This is a genomic window from Bacillus mycoides (assembly GCF_018742245.1).
GTDB classification, from domain to species: domain Bacteria; phylum Bacillota; class Bacilli; order Bacillales; family Bacillaceae_G; genus Bacillus_A; species Bacillus_A cereus_U.
Genome location: NZ_CP036132.1, coordinates 3,086,173 through 3,102,261, shown reverse-complemented (window position 1 = coordinate 3,102,261; position 16,089 = coordinate 3,086,173). Strand labels below are relative to the sequence as shown.

The window sequence follows — 16,089 nt, the reverse complement described above, 5'->3', positions numbered from 1 at the left end:
AAGATAAGAAATGAGCTTTTTTATGTAAATTTTTTTTATGAACTATTCAATAAATATGTATAAGTGCATAGAAAAATTGAAGTTTATAAGTTATCATTAAACGTCTTTTTTCTTTAAGCGAATATTTTAATAGTCTTTACTAGAGAAGAATATTCTTTGTGAAAATAAAAATTGTTTATGTAATTGAAGAAACTAAAATTTAGGAGAACAGTATGAAAAAGAAACTATGTACATAGGCTTTTTTGATTAATCAATTCAAATTATATTTTAAAGGGGAAATGGGTATATGAAGTTCCGAAACACAAAACTTGCTATGGTTACACTATCATCATTTTTTATTTTAGGTTCTGCATCTCTATCATTCACAGATATCATACATGGTGAAGTAGTTTCTGCATCTCCACAAGAGATTACTGTAAAAAACTATGACGATACATATTATAATAACGCTATAGGAAAAACGGGTTTAGAATTAAAGAAGGAACTTCATAATGTTATTGATAATCATACAAAGATATCATACAGTGCGGTTTGGGAAGCGCTAAGAGATACTGATGAAGATCCAAATAATAAAAATAATGTGTTGCTCTTATATACTGGGCGTTCGCAAGGGAAATTTACGAATGGTTCAGGAGTTGATAACTGGAACCGAGAGCATGTTTGGGCAAAATCACACGGTGATTTTGGAACGGCTGCAGGACCAGGAACAGATCTGCATCATTTAAGAGCGACAGATGTATCTGTAAATAGTTCACGTGGAAATCTGGATTTTGATAATGGTGGTATGAATCATTCGGAAGCGACAGAATGTAAATATGATAGTGATTCTTGGGAACCTCGTGATAGTGTAAAAGGAGATATCGCTAGAATGCTGTTTTACATGGCTGTTCGTTACGAAGGAGACAACGGCGAAATAGACTTAGAACTAAATGAAAAGGTGAATAACAACAAAGATCCATACATGGGGAAACTATCTGTTTTACTAAAATGGAATGAACAAGACCCTGTCGATGATTTAGAGCGAAAGCGTAATGAAGTGATTTTTACAAAATATCAACATAATCGTAATCCTTTTATTGATCATCCTGAATGGGTAAATAAAATTTGGAACTAAGATTTTTAAAGAATTTTTAGTGACATTATACTTTGATAGAAGGGATGGATCATTATGATCCATCCCTTCTTATGTTTATGCTAGAATAAATGTTTTTCATAGGAGTGCAATAGATTATAATAAAGCTTTTTGCTTAAAGCAATAGTTTCAAGTGGTAAGCTTTCTTTTACTTCATTTATATATGACTTTCACCGTACATACAAATTATTGCAACATTAGACAGGGAAACGAAAAAAATCCAAGAATATGTAATATAAAAGGAAAAGAAAAGAGGGAAAGAGATGTGGAAAACTACCGATCTATGTGATGAATTTGAACAAGAATTACAAATATGTCGTCAGTCTTTTCAATCTTATGGGAAGAAAGAACAATTCTATGGGAAAATCGCAACGGTAAAAGTGAAGGATGATAATGTACTAGTAAAAGAGGGGTTACAAACACTGCCGGAAGGAACGGTATTAGTTGTTGATGGTGAGGCCTCTACTAATTGCGCGTTACTCGGCGATAATTTGGCAGCTATTGCGGAAGAAAGAAAGTTGGCAGGGATTATTGTAAATGGATATGTTCGCGATTCTAGTGAATTAAAAAATATTAATATTGGTATTTTAGCGTTAGGAACGATGCCAAATAGAAGTGTAAAAGAAGGAAAAGGAGAAAGAAATATTCCATTGCAATTTGGTGAAGTTGAATGGAAACCGAATGAATATGTTTATGTAGATGAAGATGGAATTATTGTTAGTGATAAAAGCTTACATAGTGAGGGATGACTTCTATTAATGGAAGGCTATTAAGCCATTATTCTTAGAAAATAAATCTGATAAAGCATGGACAAAATTCTTTGTCAATAGTAAAATAATACAGAAAATCAAAATTTGCAGAATGTATAGGTTTATCGTATTTACGATAAAGTGAAACTTTAATCAGTGGGGATTTTGTTCATCCCCACTGATTATTAGCCTTCACCAATCGGGCATTTACGGGCAGTTGATCCCCACCTAACTTCTTTGCTTTCGCTGAATTTGAGGTGGGGGTCTTACTGCTCGGCGAATAGCGGGATAGCTTAAAAAGGGAGTAAATTTTGCCTAGAAAAGTGAATGTTATCACAATGGTGCGTTCATAAACGAAATTATTTTTCCTATACAAATATAGCCGCGAATCATGCGGGTAGGAGGTGTTGTACATTTTTGTTCGACACTTACAAAAAGAGAGTGTCAACCGCATACCCTTAAAGGGTCTTTTTTTGTGTGAATGTTAGTAAAGGGAGGGAATTTTGGGATGGCAATGTTAAAGAAATGGCTGCTTACATCATTAATGGCAGTGGCACTTGTATTTGTTTCTTTTGCGAATACAGTACATATTACGTTTGCTGAAGGAAAGACAGCGAAACTTGCAATTATTGGTGAATCACAAAAAGGAATTATGTTATGTCCGAAAGAAGTTTCCATTGAAGATGGAGAAACAGCTTTTAGTTTGCTACAAAAAGTCATGGGTGACAAGGTAACATCTGAAAGTATGTCATTTGGAACGTATATAAAGGGCATCGATGGATTAATGGCAGGAGCAACGAGCGCTTGGTTGTATGATGTAAATGACAAATCTGCAGAAGTTGGGGCGGATAGTTATAAATTAGAGTCTGGGGATGTTGTTGCATTTCGTTACGTCGCAGACTGGAGCAATATGAGTCAAGAAACATTGCAACAAACGTTAGATAAATTTGGCACTTGTAAAACTGTAGAAGAGCCAAAGACAGAGGAACCGAAACCAGAAAAACCCGATGGTAAAACAGAGGAACCAAAACCCGATGGTAAAACAGAGGAACTAAAACCAGATGGTAAAACAGAAGAACCAAAACTAGAAGATAAAACAACAGAACAACCAAAGCAAGAGAAAATCGAAATCCCAGCCGCACAATTAAACGAAGCGATTTCTAAAACGTCAGAAAAGATGTTACAAGATGGAATTGGTAGTGATTGGATTGCGATTGGACTTGCTCGTTCAGGTGTAAATGTTCCACTTGAAACGAAAATAAACTATGTTAAGCCAGTAGCTGAAAAAGTTAAGAAGCGTTTAAATCGTTTTTCAGCAACAGATTTAGCTAGAACGATTATTATGATGAATGCAATGAACGTAGATCCTACAAAGGTCGAGGGACAAAATTTAGTACAAAATTTATTTGAATCAGATAAAGTGAATTCCGTTACAGGATACGCATTTACATTACTTGCATTAGATACAAAGAAATATGAGGTTCCGGCCGAAGCGAAATGGAATCGAGCTGCTTTAGTACAAGCACTTTTACAGGCGCAGCATACAGACGGTGGCTGGACGTATGATAGTTCAAGTAGTAAAGAAAGTGCTAGTAACGTTGATGTAACAAGTATGGTATTAGCAGCATTAGCTCCTTATCAAGAACAACAAGACGTTAAGCCAGCTATTCAAAAAGCTGTGGATTATTTATACAAGCAGCAGTTAGGTAATGGTGGTTTTGCCGCTGATGGACAAGAGAATTCTAATAGTACTGCACAAGCAATTATTGGACTATCGTTAGTTAAAGATGTAGATCACAATCGTCTTAATAAAGCAGTACAAAATTTAATGTCATATCAGCTTCCAAATGGTGAGTTCAAATGGTTACCAAGTGATCAAAACGGTAGTGGAATGGCTACAGAGCAAGCATTTTTAGCTTTACTTCAGTTTAAAGAGCTTGGAAAATCGATTTATGATTGGTCAAATGTAGTAGAGAATGAAATCGATACGAAACCAATTGTAGAACCAGAGCCAACTGTAGAAGAAAAAGAAGTTGTAGAACAACCGAAACAACAAGAAGAGTTACAAAAACAACCAAAAGATGAAAATCTGAAAGTTGTTGTAAATAACGAACGAGTTAATAAAGAAACAAATAAGAATAAGAATCAATTACCACAAACAGGAGCATCTTCTCATAGTGCAGCTGCACAAGTAGGTATGGGTGTATTATGTATCGCTTCTGCATATGTATTATGGAGACGTAAAGCAGCTTAACAAAAATTAGGAGCAATCATTTGCTCCTAATTTTATTATAAAAGGTGAGGGCTAATAATGAGTGGAGATGAACAAAATCTCCACTCATTAAAGTTTCACTTTATTATGAAAGGTGAGGGGCAGCATGAGTAAAATGAAATGGTTCATTTCTTTAATTCTTTCATTGGGATTATTAGCCGGATGTGAAGAAACGGCTGTAAAACCTGAGAAGAAGGCAGAACCGAAGCAAGAAGAGCAAAAAGAAGTAGCGAAACAGGAAGAACAAAAAGATGTGCCGAAACCGGAAGAGAAACAAGCTGAACCGGAACAGAAACCACAAGAAGAGCAGAAAGATAAACAAGAACAAAAAGTAGAAGAGAAACAAAAAGAAGAAAAGGTGCAGGAACAACCTGAAGTAAAGAAGGAAGAGAAACCAAAGGAACAGCCTGCTGCAAATAAACAACCGGAACAACAAAAAGTACAAGAAGAGAAACCTCAGCAGCAGAAAGCACCAGAAGTAAAAGAAGAAGCGAAGGTTGTTAATCAGCCGAAAGAAACACCGAAGCAGGAGCAAAAGAAAAATCCAGAAGAGAACAATAGTGTACCAACTCCGCCAACACCGGTACCACCACTAAACCCAGTACCACCACCAGTACCACCAGAACCTAAAGCGAAACAAGTCACTATCTCGATAAAAGGAAATGAAGGGTACTTATTAGCTGCGAAAAAGGTTGATGTTCAAGAAGGCGATACAGTTTACAGTGTGCTAAAGAGTACAGGATTAGATGTTGATGCGAGTGGATCTAAAGGTGATGTTTACGTAAAAGGTATTGAAAACTTATATGAAAAAGATGTAAATGATAATAGTGGATGGAAATATCGTGTGAACGGTGCATTTCCGAACCGTAGCGCAGGTGTAGTTACAGTTAAGCCTGGAGATAAAGTCGAGTGGGTGTATGTATACTAAATGAAGAAGGGATATTCGGTAAAGGACTATGAAAATAAGCTTTTCTTCTTTACATCCTTTTGTGAATTTTTTCTATTATATTGGGGTGATGATACTATGTATGATGTGTCTTCATCCTCTTTTTTTAATTGGAGCGATTGTACTAGTAGTAATCTTAAATATAGTGCAAGGAAATGGCGAGAAAATAAGAAACATGCTGCCGAGTGCTATTGTATTCTTTTTAATGGTAATTTTATTTAATTCTCTATTAACACATAGAGGGGCGACTACGTTATTTTGGTTAGGAGATAGCCGGATTAAGCTTGAGGCAGTTATGTTTGGGCTTGTTATGGGGCTATTATTAGTTACGATTATGTTTACGTTTGCTTCTTATAACGATATTATTTCGAGTCATAAATTTTTATATTTGTTTTCAAGAATTTCACCGAAAGTTGCATTGTTAACGATGATTACAGTGCGATTTGTTCCTTTGTTTATTAGGCGGTTAAAGAAAATTACACTCGTCCAAAAAACGAAAGGTGTACAATTAGATTCGGGTTCACTCATTGAGCGTATAAAAAATGGGATGAAGTTACTTCAAGTGTTATTAGTTTGTTCGTTAGAAGATGCACTACAAACAGCAGATTCTATGCAAGCTCGCGGATTTGGTGTAACGAAGCGTACGACTTATATTCGATATAGAATGGAAAGACGCGATTGGTACACGCTAAGTTATTTAAGTATTCTACTTATAACCTCATTCATATTTAGTTATTATGGTGGAGGAAAGTTGATCATTTATCCGAAAGTGGAATCAATACTATTCCAGCAATATGATGGAATGATGTTTTTCCTATTTATGATGTTTATTAGTTTACCGATTGTAATGGAAGGAAGGGAATGGATATGGTGGCGCATGCAGAAATAAAGAATTTATCATTTATATATGCTGATGAAAATGAAGAAGCGTTACAGCATATTTCTCTTTCTGTTCAAAAAGGAGAATTTATAGTACTTGCTGGTGGTTCAGGTTCTGGGAAGACAACTTTATTAAAGCATTTCAAAAAGGAGTTACTTCCAATTGGCACGCGTTCTGGACATACATATTATGATGGTGCTTTATTAGAAGAAGTACCTGATTTATTATCTGCACAAGAAATTGGTATGGTATTTCAAAATCCAGAAAATCAGCTCGTAATGGATACAGTTATTCAAGAATTAGCATTCTCTTTAGAAAATATCGGGCTACCATCACATATTATTCAACAAAGAATAGCGGAACTCATTAGCTTTTTAGGATTTCAAGATTTGTTACATCAATCTGTTCATACTTTATCTGGTGGTCAAAAACAACTAGTAAATTTAGCGGCGGTATTAGTTATGCAGCCGAAGTTACTATTACTGGATGAACCGACAGCACAACTAGATCCGATTGCAGCGAAAGAGTTTTTAGGATTGTTAAAGCGTATTAATGAAGAACTTGGAATTACGATTATTTTAAGTGAACATCGTTTAGATGAGGTGATGTCGCTAGCGACTCGTGTCGTTTGTATGGATAAGGGCCGAATAGTTTATGATGGTAGCCCTAAAACGGTTATAGCGAACATGTGGGAAGTAGAAAAGTTCCGTCCATTCATTCCGCAAATTCCAAGATTGTTTTTAGAGTGGAATGTGAAAGAGATTCCATTTACAGTGCGAGAAGCGCAAATGAAAATGAATGATTTTTCAGCGATATCATATAGGAATGGGCAAGTAGAACAATGTGAAAAGCAAGAAGTAATTTTAAGTGCAGAACATATATCTTTTCAATATGAAAAAAATAGTCCACTTATTTTACGAGATTTAACAGTGAACATCGAAAAGGGAAAATGGACAGCTCTAGTTGGGAAAAACGGAACTGGGAAGTCTACACTGTTAACGATTTTAGCAGGATTGCAAAAAGCTAGAAGAGGTAAGGTAAAGTGGAATGGAAAAGTGATACATAAAATTGATTCGAAAGAACGATTTAAAAGTATAGGGTACGTATCGCAACATCCGTACTATCATTTTACATTTGATACAGTATGGGAAGAGGTTTATGAGCGTGCGCGTGAATTATATGGCGAAGAGGGAAAAGTAATAGCAGAAGAAATGTTGGAAAAATTCTGGTTAGATTCACTTAAAGAGCGCCATCCACATGATTGTAGCGGCGGAGAGCAGCAACTACTCGCATTATGTACAACGTTATTGTCAAAGCCAACTTTCTTATTACTGGATGAGCCGACAAAGGGATTAGATCCATGGAAAAAGGAAAGAGTAGGAGAGCTATTTAAACAGTTGCAAAAAGAAGGTACAACAATTGTAATGGCAACGCATGATATTGAATTTGCAGCAAAGTATGTAGATCAGTGCATGATGTTATTTGACGGGAAGGTCATTATGAATGATGCTCCGAAAGAATTCTTTAGTGGTAACTTCTTTTATACAACATCTATTAATAGATTCATCCGTAGAGAGTTGCCATTTGCATTAACGTGGGAGGATGTGTACGAAGCGTGTCCAAACGATATGTTGCATTTATAATATTTATTTTTGCTGTTGTAATATGCACACTACTCTTTACGACTCTTATTATGGACGGGTATTACATGGTAAGTAGTTTGTTTTTATTAGCTATCATTATGTTACCTTTCTATGTCCGTTTTGAAAGGAAGGCGTTTGTTTCACGTGAAATTGTTATCGTTGCTGTGTTAGCGGCGATTGCAGCGGTTAGCCGGGTACCATTTTCTATTTTACCGAGTGTACAACCGACTTCTTTTGTCATTATCGTTTCTGCAATTGTTTTTGGGAGTGAAACTGGCTTTATGATTGGGGCAACGGCGGCTATTGTATCTAACATTTTTTTAGGACAAGGTCCGTGGACTCCGTGGCAAATGTTCTCTTGGGGCATGATCGGGTTTATAGCAGGATTACTTCGAAATACATTTTTGATGAAAAAACTATGGGGACGACTCATATATGGATTTGCCGTTGGATTTCTATTTGGCTGGATTATGAATTTATGGGGTCTTCTTGGTTTTGTACAGGAAGCAACGTGGGAAACAGTTATTGCTTACTATGTCGCAAGTTTTTCTTTCGATCTTAGTCATGCGATATCGAATGTTATTTTCCTGCTGTTATTTAGTACGTCATGGATTACGATCCTCACAAGATTTAAAAAGAAATACGGTATATTAGATGAGCATAAGGTGACATAGAAAAGCATATTCATATAAGGTAGGGTCGCGACTTACATATTCGTTTGCCTCTTTCATGCTTCTTACATATTGTAAGGAGCATTTTTTATTGTCAAAAAATAGATCCAATATACATCCGTTATCCTATAAAATTATTTGTATAATAGTAGGTGAGAACTTTTTTCAAGGGGGAGATGTATAGTTAATGAAGTTAGTTATTCCGAAGCAACATGGTGCATGGGCGATGCTTGTCATACCATTTCTATTAAGTGTATTACTTGGTAAACCTACTTTTTATCATATCCCATTGTTTTTAGCCTGGTTCTTTATCTATCTAGCTACTTATCCATTTCTCATGTACATAAGGCAAAGACGAAAAAAAGAATTTCTACACGCTGCAATTGTTTATTTTATCATTGCATTTGTATTTGGGATGATTTCTTTATTATATGAATGGCGAATTCTTTTATTCGCAGTATTAATGATTCCATTGTTTATTGTAAATATGTATTATGCTCGTCAAAAAAATGAACGAGCATTACTAAATGATATTTGCGCGATTATTGTGTTTTGTATAGGTGGCTTAATAAGTTATTATTTCTCAATGAAATTTATTGATAGAACCGCATTATTCATTGCGCTTATTTCATTTCTATATTTTTTAGGAAGTACGTTTTATGTGAAAACGATGATTCGTGAAAAAAATAATCCGAAGTATCGTTTTATATCTTGGGGATATCATATTATATTAACGGTAATCGTATTTACTATAAATCCGTGGTGTTCACTCATATTTGTACCAAGTGTAATTCGGGCCATTATGTTGTATGGCAAAAAGATTTCTATATTAAAAGTAGGGATTTTAGAAATTGTTAATTCTGTATATTTTTTAATCATAACGGTAATAATGATGAAGTATGCCATTTGAAAAAAAACTTCCCATCTTTTGATGGGAAGTTTTCATTCTTGTTCTAAAATATGAACGGTATAATCGCATCTTTGTAATGCTTGTTCTACAGCGTAAAGGGATTGTTCAATACGTGCACGATTAAAATCTTCTTCAACAGTTTGTAATGCATCTTCTAAACAATGTTTTGCTTCTTGTAAGGATTGAAAAGAATCTTGTACGTATCCACGAGCATTCTTTTGCAACGTAGTAGCCTCCTTTTGTACATCTTTTTGTAGTATGAACAATAAAGAAGAAAATATGATTTTTTATATTTATCCCGCTATTTGTGGACAGTAAAACGTCTATATCAAAATTCAAAGAAGTGGGAGTCGGGCTGTCCGTAAATGCCCGATTGGTGAAGACTAATAATCAGTGGGGGATGGATCACTCCCCATTGATTAAAGTTTCACTTTATTTGACAATTATAATAAAATTGCGTATAGTAAGATTTAAGTGAATATTTTCTTATCCAGAGAGGTGGAGGGACTGGCCCGATGAAACCCAGCAACCGCGATGCAGGTGCTAATTCCAGCAGAACATTTTTGTTCTGGGAGATAAGACGAAGATATACGTAACTTCTTCTTATCGGAGAGGTTTTTTTGTTGCAAAAAAACCGATTACGAAAACATATAATAAGAAGAAAGGGGTTGCGAAGTACTGTGACACTCGAAAAATACGTAAAACTGCGTAGTACAGTTTATGAATATATGATAGAGCAAGATAAGCCAATATCATTGTTAGATATTCAAGAACATATCGTTTCGCATCATGAAGGAAAATTCACTAAAAAAATGTTACATCAATTTTATTTATCAAGACTATTAGATGAACTCAAACTGGATGGGAAAATTACTTTAGCTGATGATGAATATCGCTATGCTGAAAAAGGGGTATTTTATAAAGCGGGAAAAGGGAGCTAAGCTCTCTTTTTGTCTTGAAATAACGAAGTATGTAGCGTAAAAGACTGCTAAAGCAGCCTGATACAGGGAATGGTGTTGAGTGTGTAGTGTCAAAGATTGAATGTGCCTGAAAGAGGCACTTCATATCGGCTGCAAATGAAAAGAGACACCTTCGCCGAATAGGTGTCAGTCGTTTGTCACGTAGACTCGCTACTTGACAGTTATTAGAATAACATGCAGGATTTTGGAAGTCAAAAGGGAATTAAAGGAAGAGGTGTTGTTATGTACGCTTATTTATTAAACGATATAACGAAATGGATTCCAAAGTACATTATAGATAGAGGTTATGAATATTATGAAGAGGGACATGTAGAAGATGTTGAAATACACGACAAGAAAGTATTTGCTTTCGTTACTGGTAATGCAGGAAATTATGAAGTAGTTATTGATCTTGAAGATTTTGCAGAAAGTAGCTGCGAGTGTCCGTACGAAAATTATTGTAAACATATGGCGGCAGTTGTTTACGATATTCAAGGTGCTGGTGAGAGTACGGTTAAAGAGAAACTGAACGGTTTAGAAAACGAAGAGTTACTAACAGTATTAAATCGTTTGTTACAAAGTTCGAAAAATGTGCGAATTGTAGAGAAGATGTTAAAGAAGGGGAAAGATTAACTAAAGAGGGAGTTGTTTTGTAGTGAACGTACTAATTATATATGCCCATCCTAATCCTTCAAGCTTAAACGGGGCAATTTTAGAGCATGTGCAAAAAGGACTTGGGGAAACAAATCATTCTGTTACAATACTTGATTTGTATAGAGAACAATTTGATCCAGTGCTTGTATTTAATGAAGAGAAGAAAAGACGTGATTTACTAAATGAAGAAGAGACGAAGCGATATAGAGAATTAGTGAAAGCGGCGGATATTCTTCTTTTCATATATCCGATATGGTGGTGGGGCATGCCTGCTATTTTAAAAGGATTTATCGATCGTATTTTTGTAGCTGGATTTGCTTATAAATATGAGGGGTCATTACCAAAAGGCTTATTTAAAGGAAAGAAGGCGTGGGTTATTAATACGTTAGACTCACCATTATGGTACGTAGCACTATTATATCGATCAGCAGATTGGATTATGATGAAAAGAGGGATTTTACGTTTTTGTGGTATTCGCGATATAAAACGGTCAGTTTTTCAATCTGTGAAAACGAGTAAAGTAACGAAGCGTGAAAAATGGCTATTACAAATAGAAGAAGCGGCTCGTACATTATGAATGAAATCGATCGTATTATAAAGTGTTGTAAGCATGATGACGAACTTTTTCGTACGTATATTAAGTGTTTAGTCCAATTGAAGAAGTGTAGTGAAGCGTTAAAACAAATTCAGATACAATTAAGAAATGATTATTTAATAAGAGGGATTTGTGAAAGAGAAGTTGATGAGGTAATAAAGGGAAGTAAAGAATATGAAACATATTTTCTTCCTAAAGTATTGCAGTGGAATTTCCTTAAGAACAATCCTCATATGATTGGAAAAGTGTGTGAAGATTTGTTTACATATGAAGCATTAAATCATGCAGAGGTAGAGTGGAGGAAGGTAATAAGCTGTATAGATAACGAATGATTTATTATATAAAAAAGCTAGTATAAAACTAGCTTTTCGTTTAAATAAATAAGAAACATAGACTAATGATAAATCCTGCATATAGTAAGTTAACAACACAAAATCCCATAATATCACGAGCGCCTAAACCAGCTATCGCTAATGCCGGTAATGCCCAAAAAGGTTGAATTAAATTTGTCCAAGCATCGCCCCATGCAATTGCCATCGCTGTTTTCGCGGCAGGTACACCAAGTTCAGCGCCAGCTGGAATCATAATTGGTGCTTGCACTGCCCATTGACCGCCTCCAGATGGAACGAAAATATTAACAATTCCAGCACTTAAAAATGTAAAGAGCGGGAATGTGGTTTCATTTGAAATGCTAATAAAGAAAGTAGAAATAGCTCCTCCAAGCGAAAGACCTTCACTATTTACTCCAATCATCATCCCCATAATTCCAGCATAGAACGGAAACTGAAGTAAAATGCCTGAAGCACTCTTAGTTGAGTCAGAGAAAGCGCGGATATATTGAATCGGAGTACGGTGGAAAATAAGACCAGCAATCAATAACATGAAAATAACGATATCAAGTGTAAGGTTAAAGCCTTTCGTATAAAAGTAGTTGAAAATATAAATAAGACCTAATAATCCAATACAAAGTGTAATAATTATGCTATTTTCCATTTTTTCAGCGAACGTATTTTGCTTCACTTCTTGAGCAGCAGCTTCTTCATGGAACACGCTAGGATTTACTGTAATTGTATGTTTTTCATCTGGATGCATTGCCCGGTTAATAAGAGGCATCGTAACGAGAAAGATAATAACTGGAACGAGAGCGTATGGTGAGAATAACGTTTCTGTTATTGGAATCGCTTCTTTAATACTTCCAGCTGTCGTTTTGATTAACGTTTCGCCGCCTGTTGCTAACGTAAGAGGGATAGAAGCAGAAAGACCTGCATGCCAAATAAGAAATCCAGAGTAGGAAGAAGCAATTGCCAACCTATAATCTAATCCTTCTAACTGTCTTGCCACTTCTTTTGCATATAAAACAGATACAACAATACCAAATCCCCAGTTTATGTACGCTCCTAGTAAACTTACGATTGAAATTGCAATAATACCTTGTCCATTCGTTTTCGGTAGTTTCGCTGCTTTTGTTAATCCCTTTTTAATAAGAGGAGCGTTTGCTAATGCAGATCCTGTCACGAGTACAAGAGCCATTTGCATAGAAAAGGCGAGAAGTCCCCAAATTCCATTGCCCCAATGCGTAATCATTTCGACCGGTGTTTGGTGCGTTGCAAACATGCCGAAGAAGATAACGAAAACGGTTAATAAGCATGATAAAATAAACGGTTCTGGTAAGAAACGCTGCACAAGGGCAACACATCCATTTGTAAATGAACGAAACAAAATAGGTCAACCTCCTTATGTATGTTTATTACAATATTCGAGGTTGTTTGAGTAATACCCTCTAATATATGGAAAATTCAGATATTTAATGTGATTGTCAATGAAGTATGGGTTATTTTTTCATTTAGATATATAAGGCCACTTAATCTTGTGTGTGGGACAATATTTTTATAGAATTTTTAGAAATAATAGGATGACTTTTTATGGTTCTGGTGCGAAAAATTCAAGACTCTTGCAAGTAATCTCTTAAGCTTGGACATATTGAAAGTATGACTCTAAAACAGGTGCGTGATTAGTATGGAAAAGGAAAATTTGTTTAAATGGAAGCATTATCAGCCTGAACTAATCTTATTAACAGTAAGATGGTATCTACGGTACAATTTGAGCTTCCCTAACCTGGTGCAAATGATGGAGGAAAGAGGGTTATCAATAGCTAACACACAGGAAAATGCGAATTTACAACACTAAGAAGTTTTAATCCATAAAAAAGTGCACCTCCGAGTGTTAGACTGTGTCTAATAATCGGAGGTGCACTTCAAAGGAATTAACTTTTTTTATTGAACTAAAGCACTCGTTAGCTTAATAGTAAATGATTGCAACCGGCTATTTCTCCCAAAGTTCGATCAATCGACCTTCAGGATCTTTAATCCAAATAAACTTTCCAAATTCACTAATCTCTTCTTTCTTTTCAAGAGGTACACCAATATGTTCAAGATGCTGAATAGTCTCGTTTAGATTATGTACTTGGAAATTCAACATCACTTGTTGTTCTGTTGGAAAATAATTGTCATTTTCAGTGAAGAAAGAAAAGATAGTCTCAGTTCCTAATTCGGGTTTAATCACAGTCCCATTCCAATTTTCTATTTCAATCTTCAACACTTCACTGTACCATTTTTTTATAACATCAAGATTTTTAGTTCTCCAAAATATTCCTCCGAAACCTTTTATCATCGTATTTAACTCCTGTCTGTCTTTTAATTTTTAGTGTGACGTAGTATGTATTTAATATATCAAAACAAAAGAGTAATAGTAAGGAAAATCAGCAACTTATGAACAGTAAAAAATCATAATTGCTGGTGTAGCATTTACTACATTAACGATACCGACATCATTCTTCGCAGAACTTGGGAAACAAAAGCAAGATACAATTGAAATCTGAGCTAAAGGGTATAGCAATACTGACTCGTTTGAGGATAACTCTTCAACTTATAGTTCGCCTAAATAATCCTTGCAATAGTAAGGGGGAATAGGGGACCTGGAAAAATGAATAAAGCAATGAGAAAAGCCCGCACATGAAGTAAAAGCAATGTGCGGGCTTTTAAGCATAGTATTAAGAAGTTTCACTAATTTTAGTCTCTGTATGAGTGTTAGTAGCAATTCTTTTCTTTATCTTAAAGTGATAGTAGGTGTAGCAAAAGATGATAAATGGTACAGTGCAATAGATTCCTAGTCTTTGACTTGGGATAAAGATAAGACTTATTAATATAATGCCATACAATCCAAAACCAAGAATTGGTACAAGTGGATAAAGTGGAGTTTTAAATTTTAAGTCTTCTAATTTTCCACCTTCGGCTAAATAATGTTTACGGAAAAAGAATTGAGAAACACAAATTGACATCCAAACAATAATTGTAATGACTCCAGAAATTGAAATCAGCCATAAGTAAACCGTTTCAGCAGCTACAACGCTTGTCAAAAGAGAAAAAGCAGAAATAGCTATCGTCAAGAGTAAAGCGTTTAGAGGTATCCCTCGTGATGATAATTTCTTTAAAAAGGCTGGAGCCATATCATTTTTTGATAATGACCAAAGCATTCGAGTTGCGGCGTACAGTCCTGAGTTTGCGACAGAAAGAACAGCAGTAAGAATAACAAAGTTCATAATATCAGCTGCATATGGAATACCTATATTATCAAATACAGCAACAAACGGACTTTTTGTTAATCCTGCCTCTTCCCAAGGAATTAAAGCCACGAGAACAAAGATTGCTAAGACGAAGAAAAACATCGTGCGCCATATTATATTTCTAATAGAACGAGGTAAAGTCTTTGCTGGATCTTCACTTTCACCTGCTGCGATTCCAACAAGTTCTGTACCTTGGAAGGAATAATTGACTGTAACCATTGTTAAAAGAATAGCGGCAAGTCCATTTGGGAATAAACCACCATGATTTACGAAATTTGAAAGAAGCGGAGCGGGTTCGTTTCCTTTTAAATCAATAAAACCGAACATAGCGGCGCCGCCAAGAATAATGAAAGCGATAATGGCAGATACTTTTATACTTGAAAACCAAAATTCTGTTTCTGCATAACTACGAGCGGATAATGCGTTAATAGTGAATATTGTAACACCAAATATTAAACACCAAACCCAGACAGGAATATCAGGAAACCATCGCTGCATTGTAATACCAGCAGTTGTAAATTCAAGACCAGTCGTATTCGCCCAGCTTAGCCAATACAACCATCCGATGGTAAATCCAGTTGCTGGATTGATGAACTTAGTGGCATATTCCTGGAAGGAACCTGAAACTGGCATTGCTACAGCAAGCTCACCAAGACATAGCATAACGAGATACATTAATAATCCACCGGCCATAAAGGCAAGTACGGATCCACCAGGTCCAGCTTGACTTATAATATAACCAGATCCGTTAAATAACCCCGTTCCAATCACACCACCGAGTGCAATCATGAATAAATGTCTACCTTTCATTGTGCGCTTTAATTCATTGTTTGTATTGTTTACTTGCGTCATTGTTTTCCTCACTTTCATAATTGGTAGTATGAAGATTGATGTTTTTCCGTATTATGGAATGTATTCCGTGATGTGAAATCTTGTTCTAATTTTCAGATAATTAAAAAGAAAAGTCAATATTTTTTTGTATACGTTTTCATTTTTTTTGATAGTGTTATATCTCTATTTTTAGAAAATTAAATAAATTAATTGATTTCAGTTTGA

16 protein-coding genes, 1 pseudogene and 1 riboswitch are annotated in these 16,089 nt (G+C 35.4%); of the genes and pseudogenes, 13 read left to right on the top strand and 4 right to left on the bottom strand.

The features are described from left to right. Nucleotides 1-286: 286 nt before the first annotated feature. The 8 genes from EXW56_RS15895 (at nucleotide 287) to EXW56_RS15860 (ending at nucleotide 9,203) form a co-directional block, all read left to right on the top strand. On the top strand, nucleotides 287-1,114 hold the full coding sequence (locus EXW56_RS15895) for an endonuclease I family protein (protein WP_002199863.1): 828 nt from the start codon (nucleotides 287-289) through the stop codon (nucleotides 1,112-1,114). A gap of 281 nt (nucleotides 1,115-1,395) precedes the next feature. Next, entirely contained in the window at nucleotides 1,396-1,881 is a 486-nt protein-coding gene (gene rraA / locus EXW56_RS15890; RefSeq protein ID WP_002199864.1) for a ribonuclease E activity regulator RraA, read from the top strand. A gap of 508 nt (nucleotides 1,882-2,389) precedes the next feature. Then, a complete protein-coding gene (locus tag EXW56_RS15885; RefSeq protein WP_252188331.1) occupies nucleotides 2,390-4,135 on the top strand; it encodes a DUF4430 domain-containing protein in 1,746 nt (581 codons plus the stop codon). A 124-nt stretch (nucleotides 4,136-4,259) separates the two neighbouring features. Continuing rightward, complete coding sequence (locus EXW56_RS15880) at nucleotides 4,260-5,081, top strand: DUF4430 domain-containing protein (protein WP_215557230.1); 822 nt, start codon at nucleotides 4,260-4,262, stop codon at nucleotides 5,079-5,081. A 28-nt stretch (nucleotides 5,082-5,109) separates the two neighbouring features. Further along, nucleotides 5,110-5,988, top strand: coding sequence for an energy-coupling factor transporter transmembrane component T (locus EXW56_RS15875; protein WP_215557229.1), 879 nt, complete (start codon nucleotides 5,110-5,112; stop codon nucleotides 5,986-5,988). Beyond that, on the top strand, nucleotides 5,961-7,622 hold the full coding sequence (locus EXW56_RS15870) for an ABC transporter ATP-binding protein (RefSeq protein WP_215596757.1): 1,662 nt from the start codon (nucleotides 5,961-5,963) through the stop codon (nucleotides 7,620-7,622). The genes EXW56_RS15875 and EXW56_RS15870 overlap by 28 nt, the downstream gene beginning before the upstream one ends. Continuing rightward, nucleotides 7,595-8,296, top strand: a complete 702-nt coding sequence (locus EXW56_RS15865; protein ID WP_070139703.1) for an ECF transporter S component — start codon at nucleotides 7,595-7,597, stop codon at nucleotides 8,294-8,296. The genes EXW56_RS15870 and EXW56_RS15865 overlap by 28 nt, the downstream gene beginning before the upstream one ends. 184 nt (nucleotides 8,297-8,480) lie before the next feature. Beyond that, nucleotides 8,481-9,203 (top strand): YwiC-like family protein, encoded by a 723-nt coding sequence (locus tag EXW56_RS15860; protein ID WP_002110872.1) that lies wholly within the window; start codon nucleotides 8,481-8,483, stop codon nucleotides 9,201-9,203. Nucleotides 9,204-9,235: 32 nt separating this feature from the next. Here the strand turns inward: EXW56_RS15860 and EXW56_RS15855 are convergent, their stop codons facing one another. Next, complete coding sequence (locus EXW56_RS15855) at nucleotides 9,236-9,427, bottom strand: hypothetical protein (protein WP_002110871.1); 192 nt, start codon at nucleotides 9,425-9,427, stop codon at nucleotides 9,236-9,238. Between the two features lie 259 nt (nucleotides 9,428-9,686). Continuing rightward, nucleotides 9,687-9,785, top strand: a riboswitch (SAM riboswitch). Between the two features lie 38 nt (nucleotides 9,786-9,823). Here EXW56_RS15855 and EXW56_RS15850 point away from each other — a divergent pair. The 4 genes from EXW56_RS15850 to EXW56_RS15835 all read left to right on the top strand — a co-directional run bounded on the left by EXW56_RS15850 (nucleotide 9,824) and on the right by EXW56_RS15835 (nucleotide 11,743). Then, nucleotides 9,824-10,144 (top strand): hypothetical protein, encoded by a 321-nt coding sequence (locus EXW56_RS15850; RefSeq protein ID WP_002110869.1) that lies wholly within the window; start codon nucleotides 9,824-9,826, stop codon nucleotides 10,142-10,144. Between the two features lie 261 nt (nucleotides 10,145-10,405). Next, on the top strand, nucleotides 10,406-10,795 hold the full coding sequence (locus EXW56_RS15845; RefSeq protein WP_215557227.1) for an SWIM zinc finger family protein: 390 nt from the start codon (nucleotides 10,406-10,408) through the stop codon (nucleotides 10,793-10,795). Between the two features lie 22 nt (nucleotides 10,796-10,817). Continuing rightward, entirely contained in the window at nucleotides 10,818-11,393 is a 576-nt protein-coding gene (locus EXW56_RS15840) for an NAD(P)H-dependent oxidoreductase (RefSeq protein WP_215557226.1), read from the top strand. After that, nucleotides 11,390-11,743 (top strand): group-specific protein, encoded by a 354-nt coding sequence (locus EXW56_RS15835; RefSeq protein ID WP_215557225.1) that lies wholly within the window; start codon nucleotides 11,390-11,392, stop codon nucleotides 11,741-11,743. Before EXW56_RS15840 ends, EXW56_RS15835 begins: the two co-directional genes overlap by 4 nt. A gap of 40 nt (nucleotides 11,744-11,783) precedes the next feature. On the opposite strand, the gene EXW56_RS15830 is transcribed toward EXW56_RS15835, so the two are convergent. Beyond that, nucleotides 11,784-13,130 carry a short-chain fatty acid transporter gene (locus EXW56_RS15830; protein ID WP_002199873.1) on the bottom strand — a complete coding sequence of 449 codons (1,347 nt, stop codon included), beginning with the start codon at nucleotides 13,128-13,130 and terminating at the stop codon, nucleotides 11,784-11,786. A 297-nt stretch (nucleotides 13,131-13,427) separates the two neighbouring features. On the opposite strand from EXW56_RS15830, the pseudogene EXW56_RS15825 reads away from it, so the two are divergent. Next, nucleotides 13,428-13,571, top strand: a pseudogene (locus tag EXW56_RS15825) (IS6 family transposase); the annotation flags it as partial. A 162-nt stretch (nucleotides 13,572-13,733) separates the two neighbouring features. Here EXW56_RS15825 and EXW56_RS15820 read toward each other — a convergent pair. Together EXW56_RS15820 and EXW56_RS15815 are read right to left on the bottom strand one after the other, a co-directional pair. Then, the gene (locus tag EXW56_RS15820; protein WP_002013943.1) at nucleotides 13,734-14,081 is read right to left on the bottom strand and encodes a VOC family protein; all 348 of its coding nucleotides are present in this window, start codon (nucleotides 14,079-14,081) and stop codon (nucleotides 13,734-13,736) included. Between the two features lie 379 nt (nucleotides 14,082-14,460). Further along, a complete protein-coding gene (locus EXW56_RS15815) occupies nucleotides 14,461-15,885 on the bottom strand; it encodes an amino acid permease (RefSeq protein WP_002199875.1) in 1,425 nt (474 codons plus the stop codon). Nucleotides 15,886-16,089: the final 204 nt, after the last annotated feature.

What these genes read in the sequence shown, in the direction of transcription:
- EXW56_RS15880 (WP_215557230.1), top strand. Translation starts at nt 4,260, where the DNA reads ATGAGTAAAATGAAATGGTTCATTTCTTTAATTCTTTCATTGGGATTA.
- EXW56_RS15870 (WP_215596757.1), top strand. Translation starts at nt 5,961, where the DNA reads ATGGATATGGTGGCGCATGCAGAAATAAAGAATTTATCATTTATATAT.
- EXW56_RS15820 (WP_002013943.1), bottom strand. Translation starts at nt 14,081, where the DNA reads ATGATAAAAGGTTTCGGAGGAATATTTTGGAGAACTAAAAATCTTGAT.
- rraA (WP_002199864.1), top strand. Translation starts at nt 1,396, where the DNA reads ATGTGGAAAACTACCGATCTATGTGATGAATTTGAACAAGAATTACAA.
- EXW56_RS15885 (WP_252188331.1), top strand. Translation starts at nt 2,390, where the DNA reads ATGGCAATGTTAAAGAAATGGCTGCTTACATCATTAATGGCAGTGGCA.
- EXW56_RS15875 (WP_215557229.1), top strand. Translation starts at nt 5,110, where the DNA reads ATGAAAATAAGCTTTTCTTCTTTACATCCTTTTGTGAATTTTTTCTAT.
- EXW56_RS15860 (WP_002110872.1), top strand. Translation starts at nt 8,481, where the DNA reads ATGAAGTTAGTTATTCCGAAGCAACATGGTGCATGGGCGATGCTTGTC.
- EXW56_RS15835 (WP_215557225.1), top strand. Translation starts at nt 11,390, where the DNA reads ATGAATGAAATCGATCGTATTATAAAGTGTTGTAAGCATGATGACGAA.
- EXW56_RS15845 (WP_215557227.1), top strand. Translation starts at nt 10,406, where the DNA reads ATGTACGCTTATTTATTAAACGATATAACGAAATGGATTCCAAAGTAC.
- EXW56_RS15815 (WP_002199875.1), bottom strand. Translation starts at nt 15,885, where the DNA reads ATGACGCAAGTAAACAATACAAACAATGAATTAAAGCGCACAATGAAA.
- EXW56_RS15895 (WP_002199863.1), top strand. Translation starts at nt 287, where the DNA reads ATGAAGTTCCGAAACACAAAACTTGCTATGGTTACACTATCATCATTT.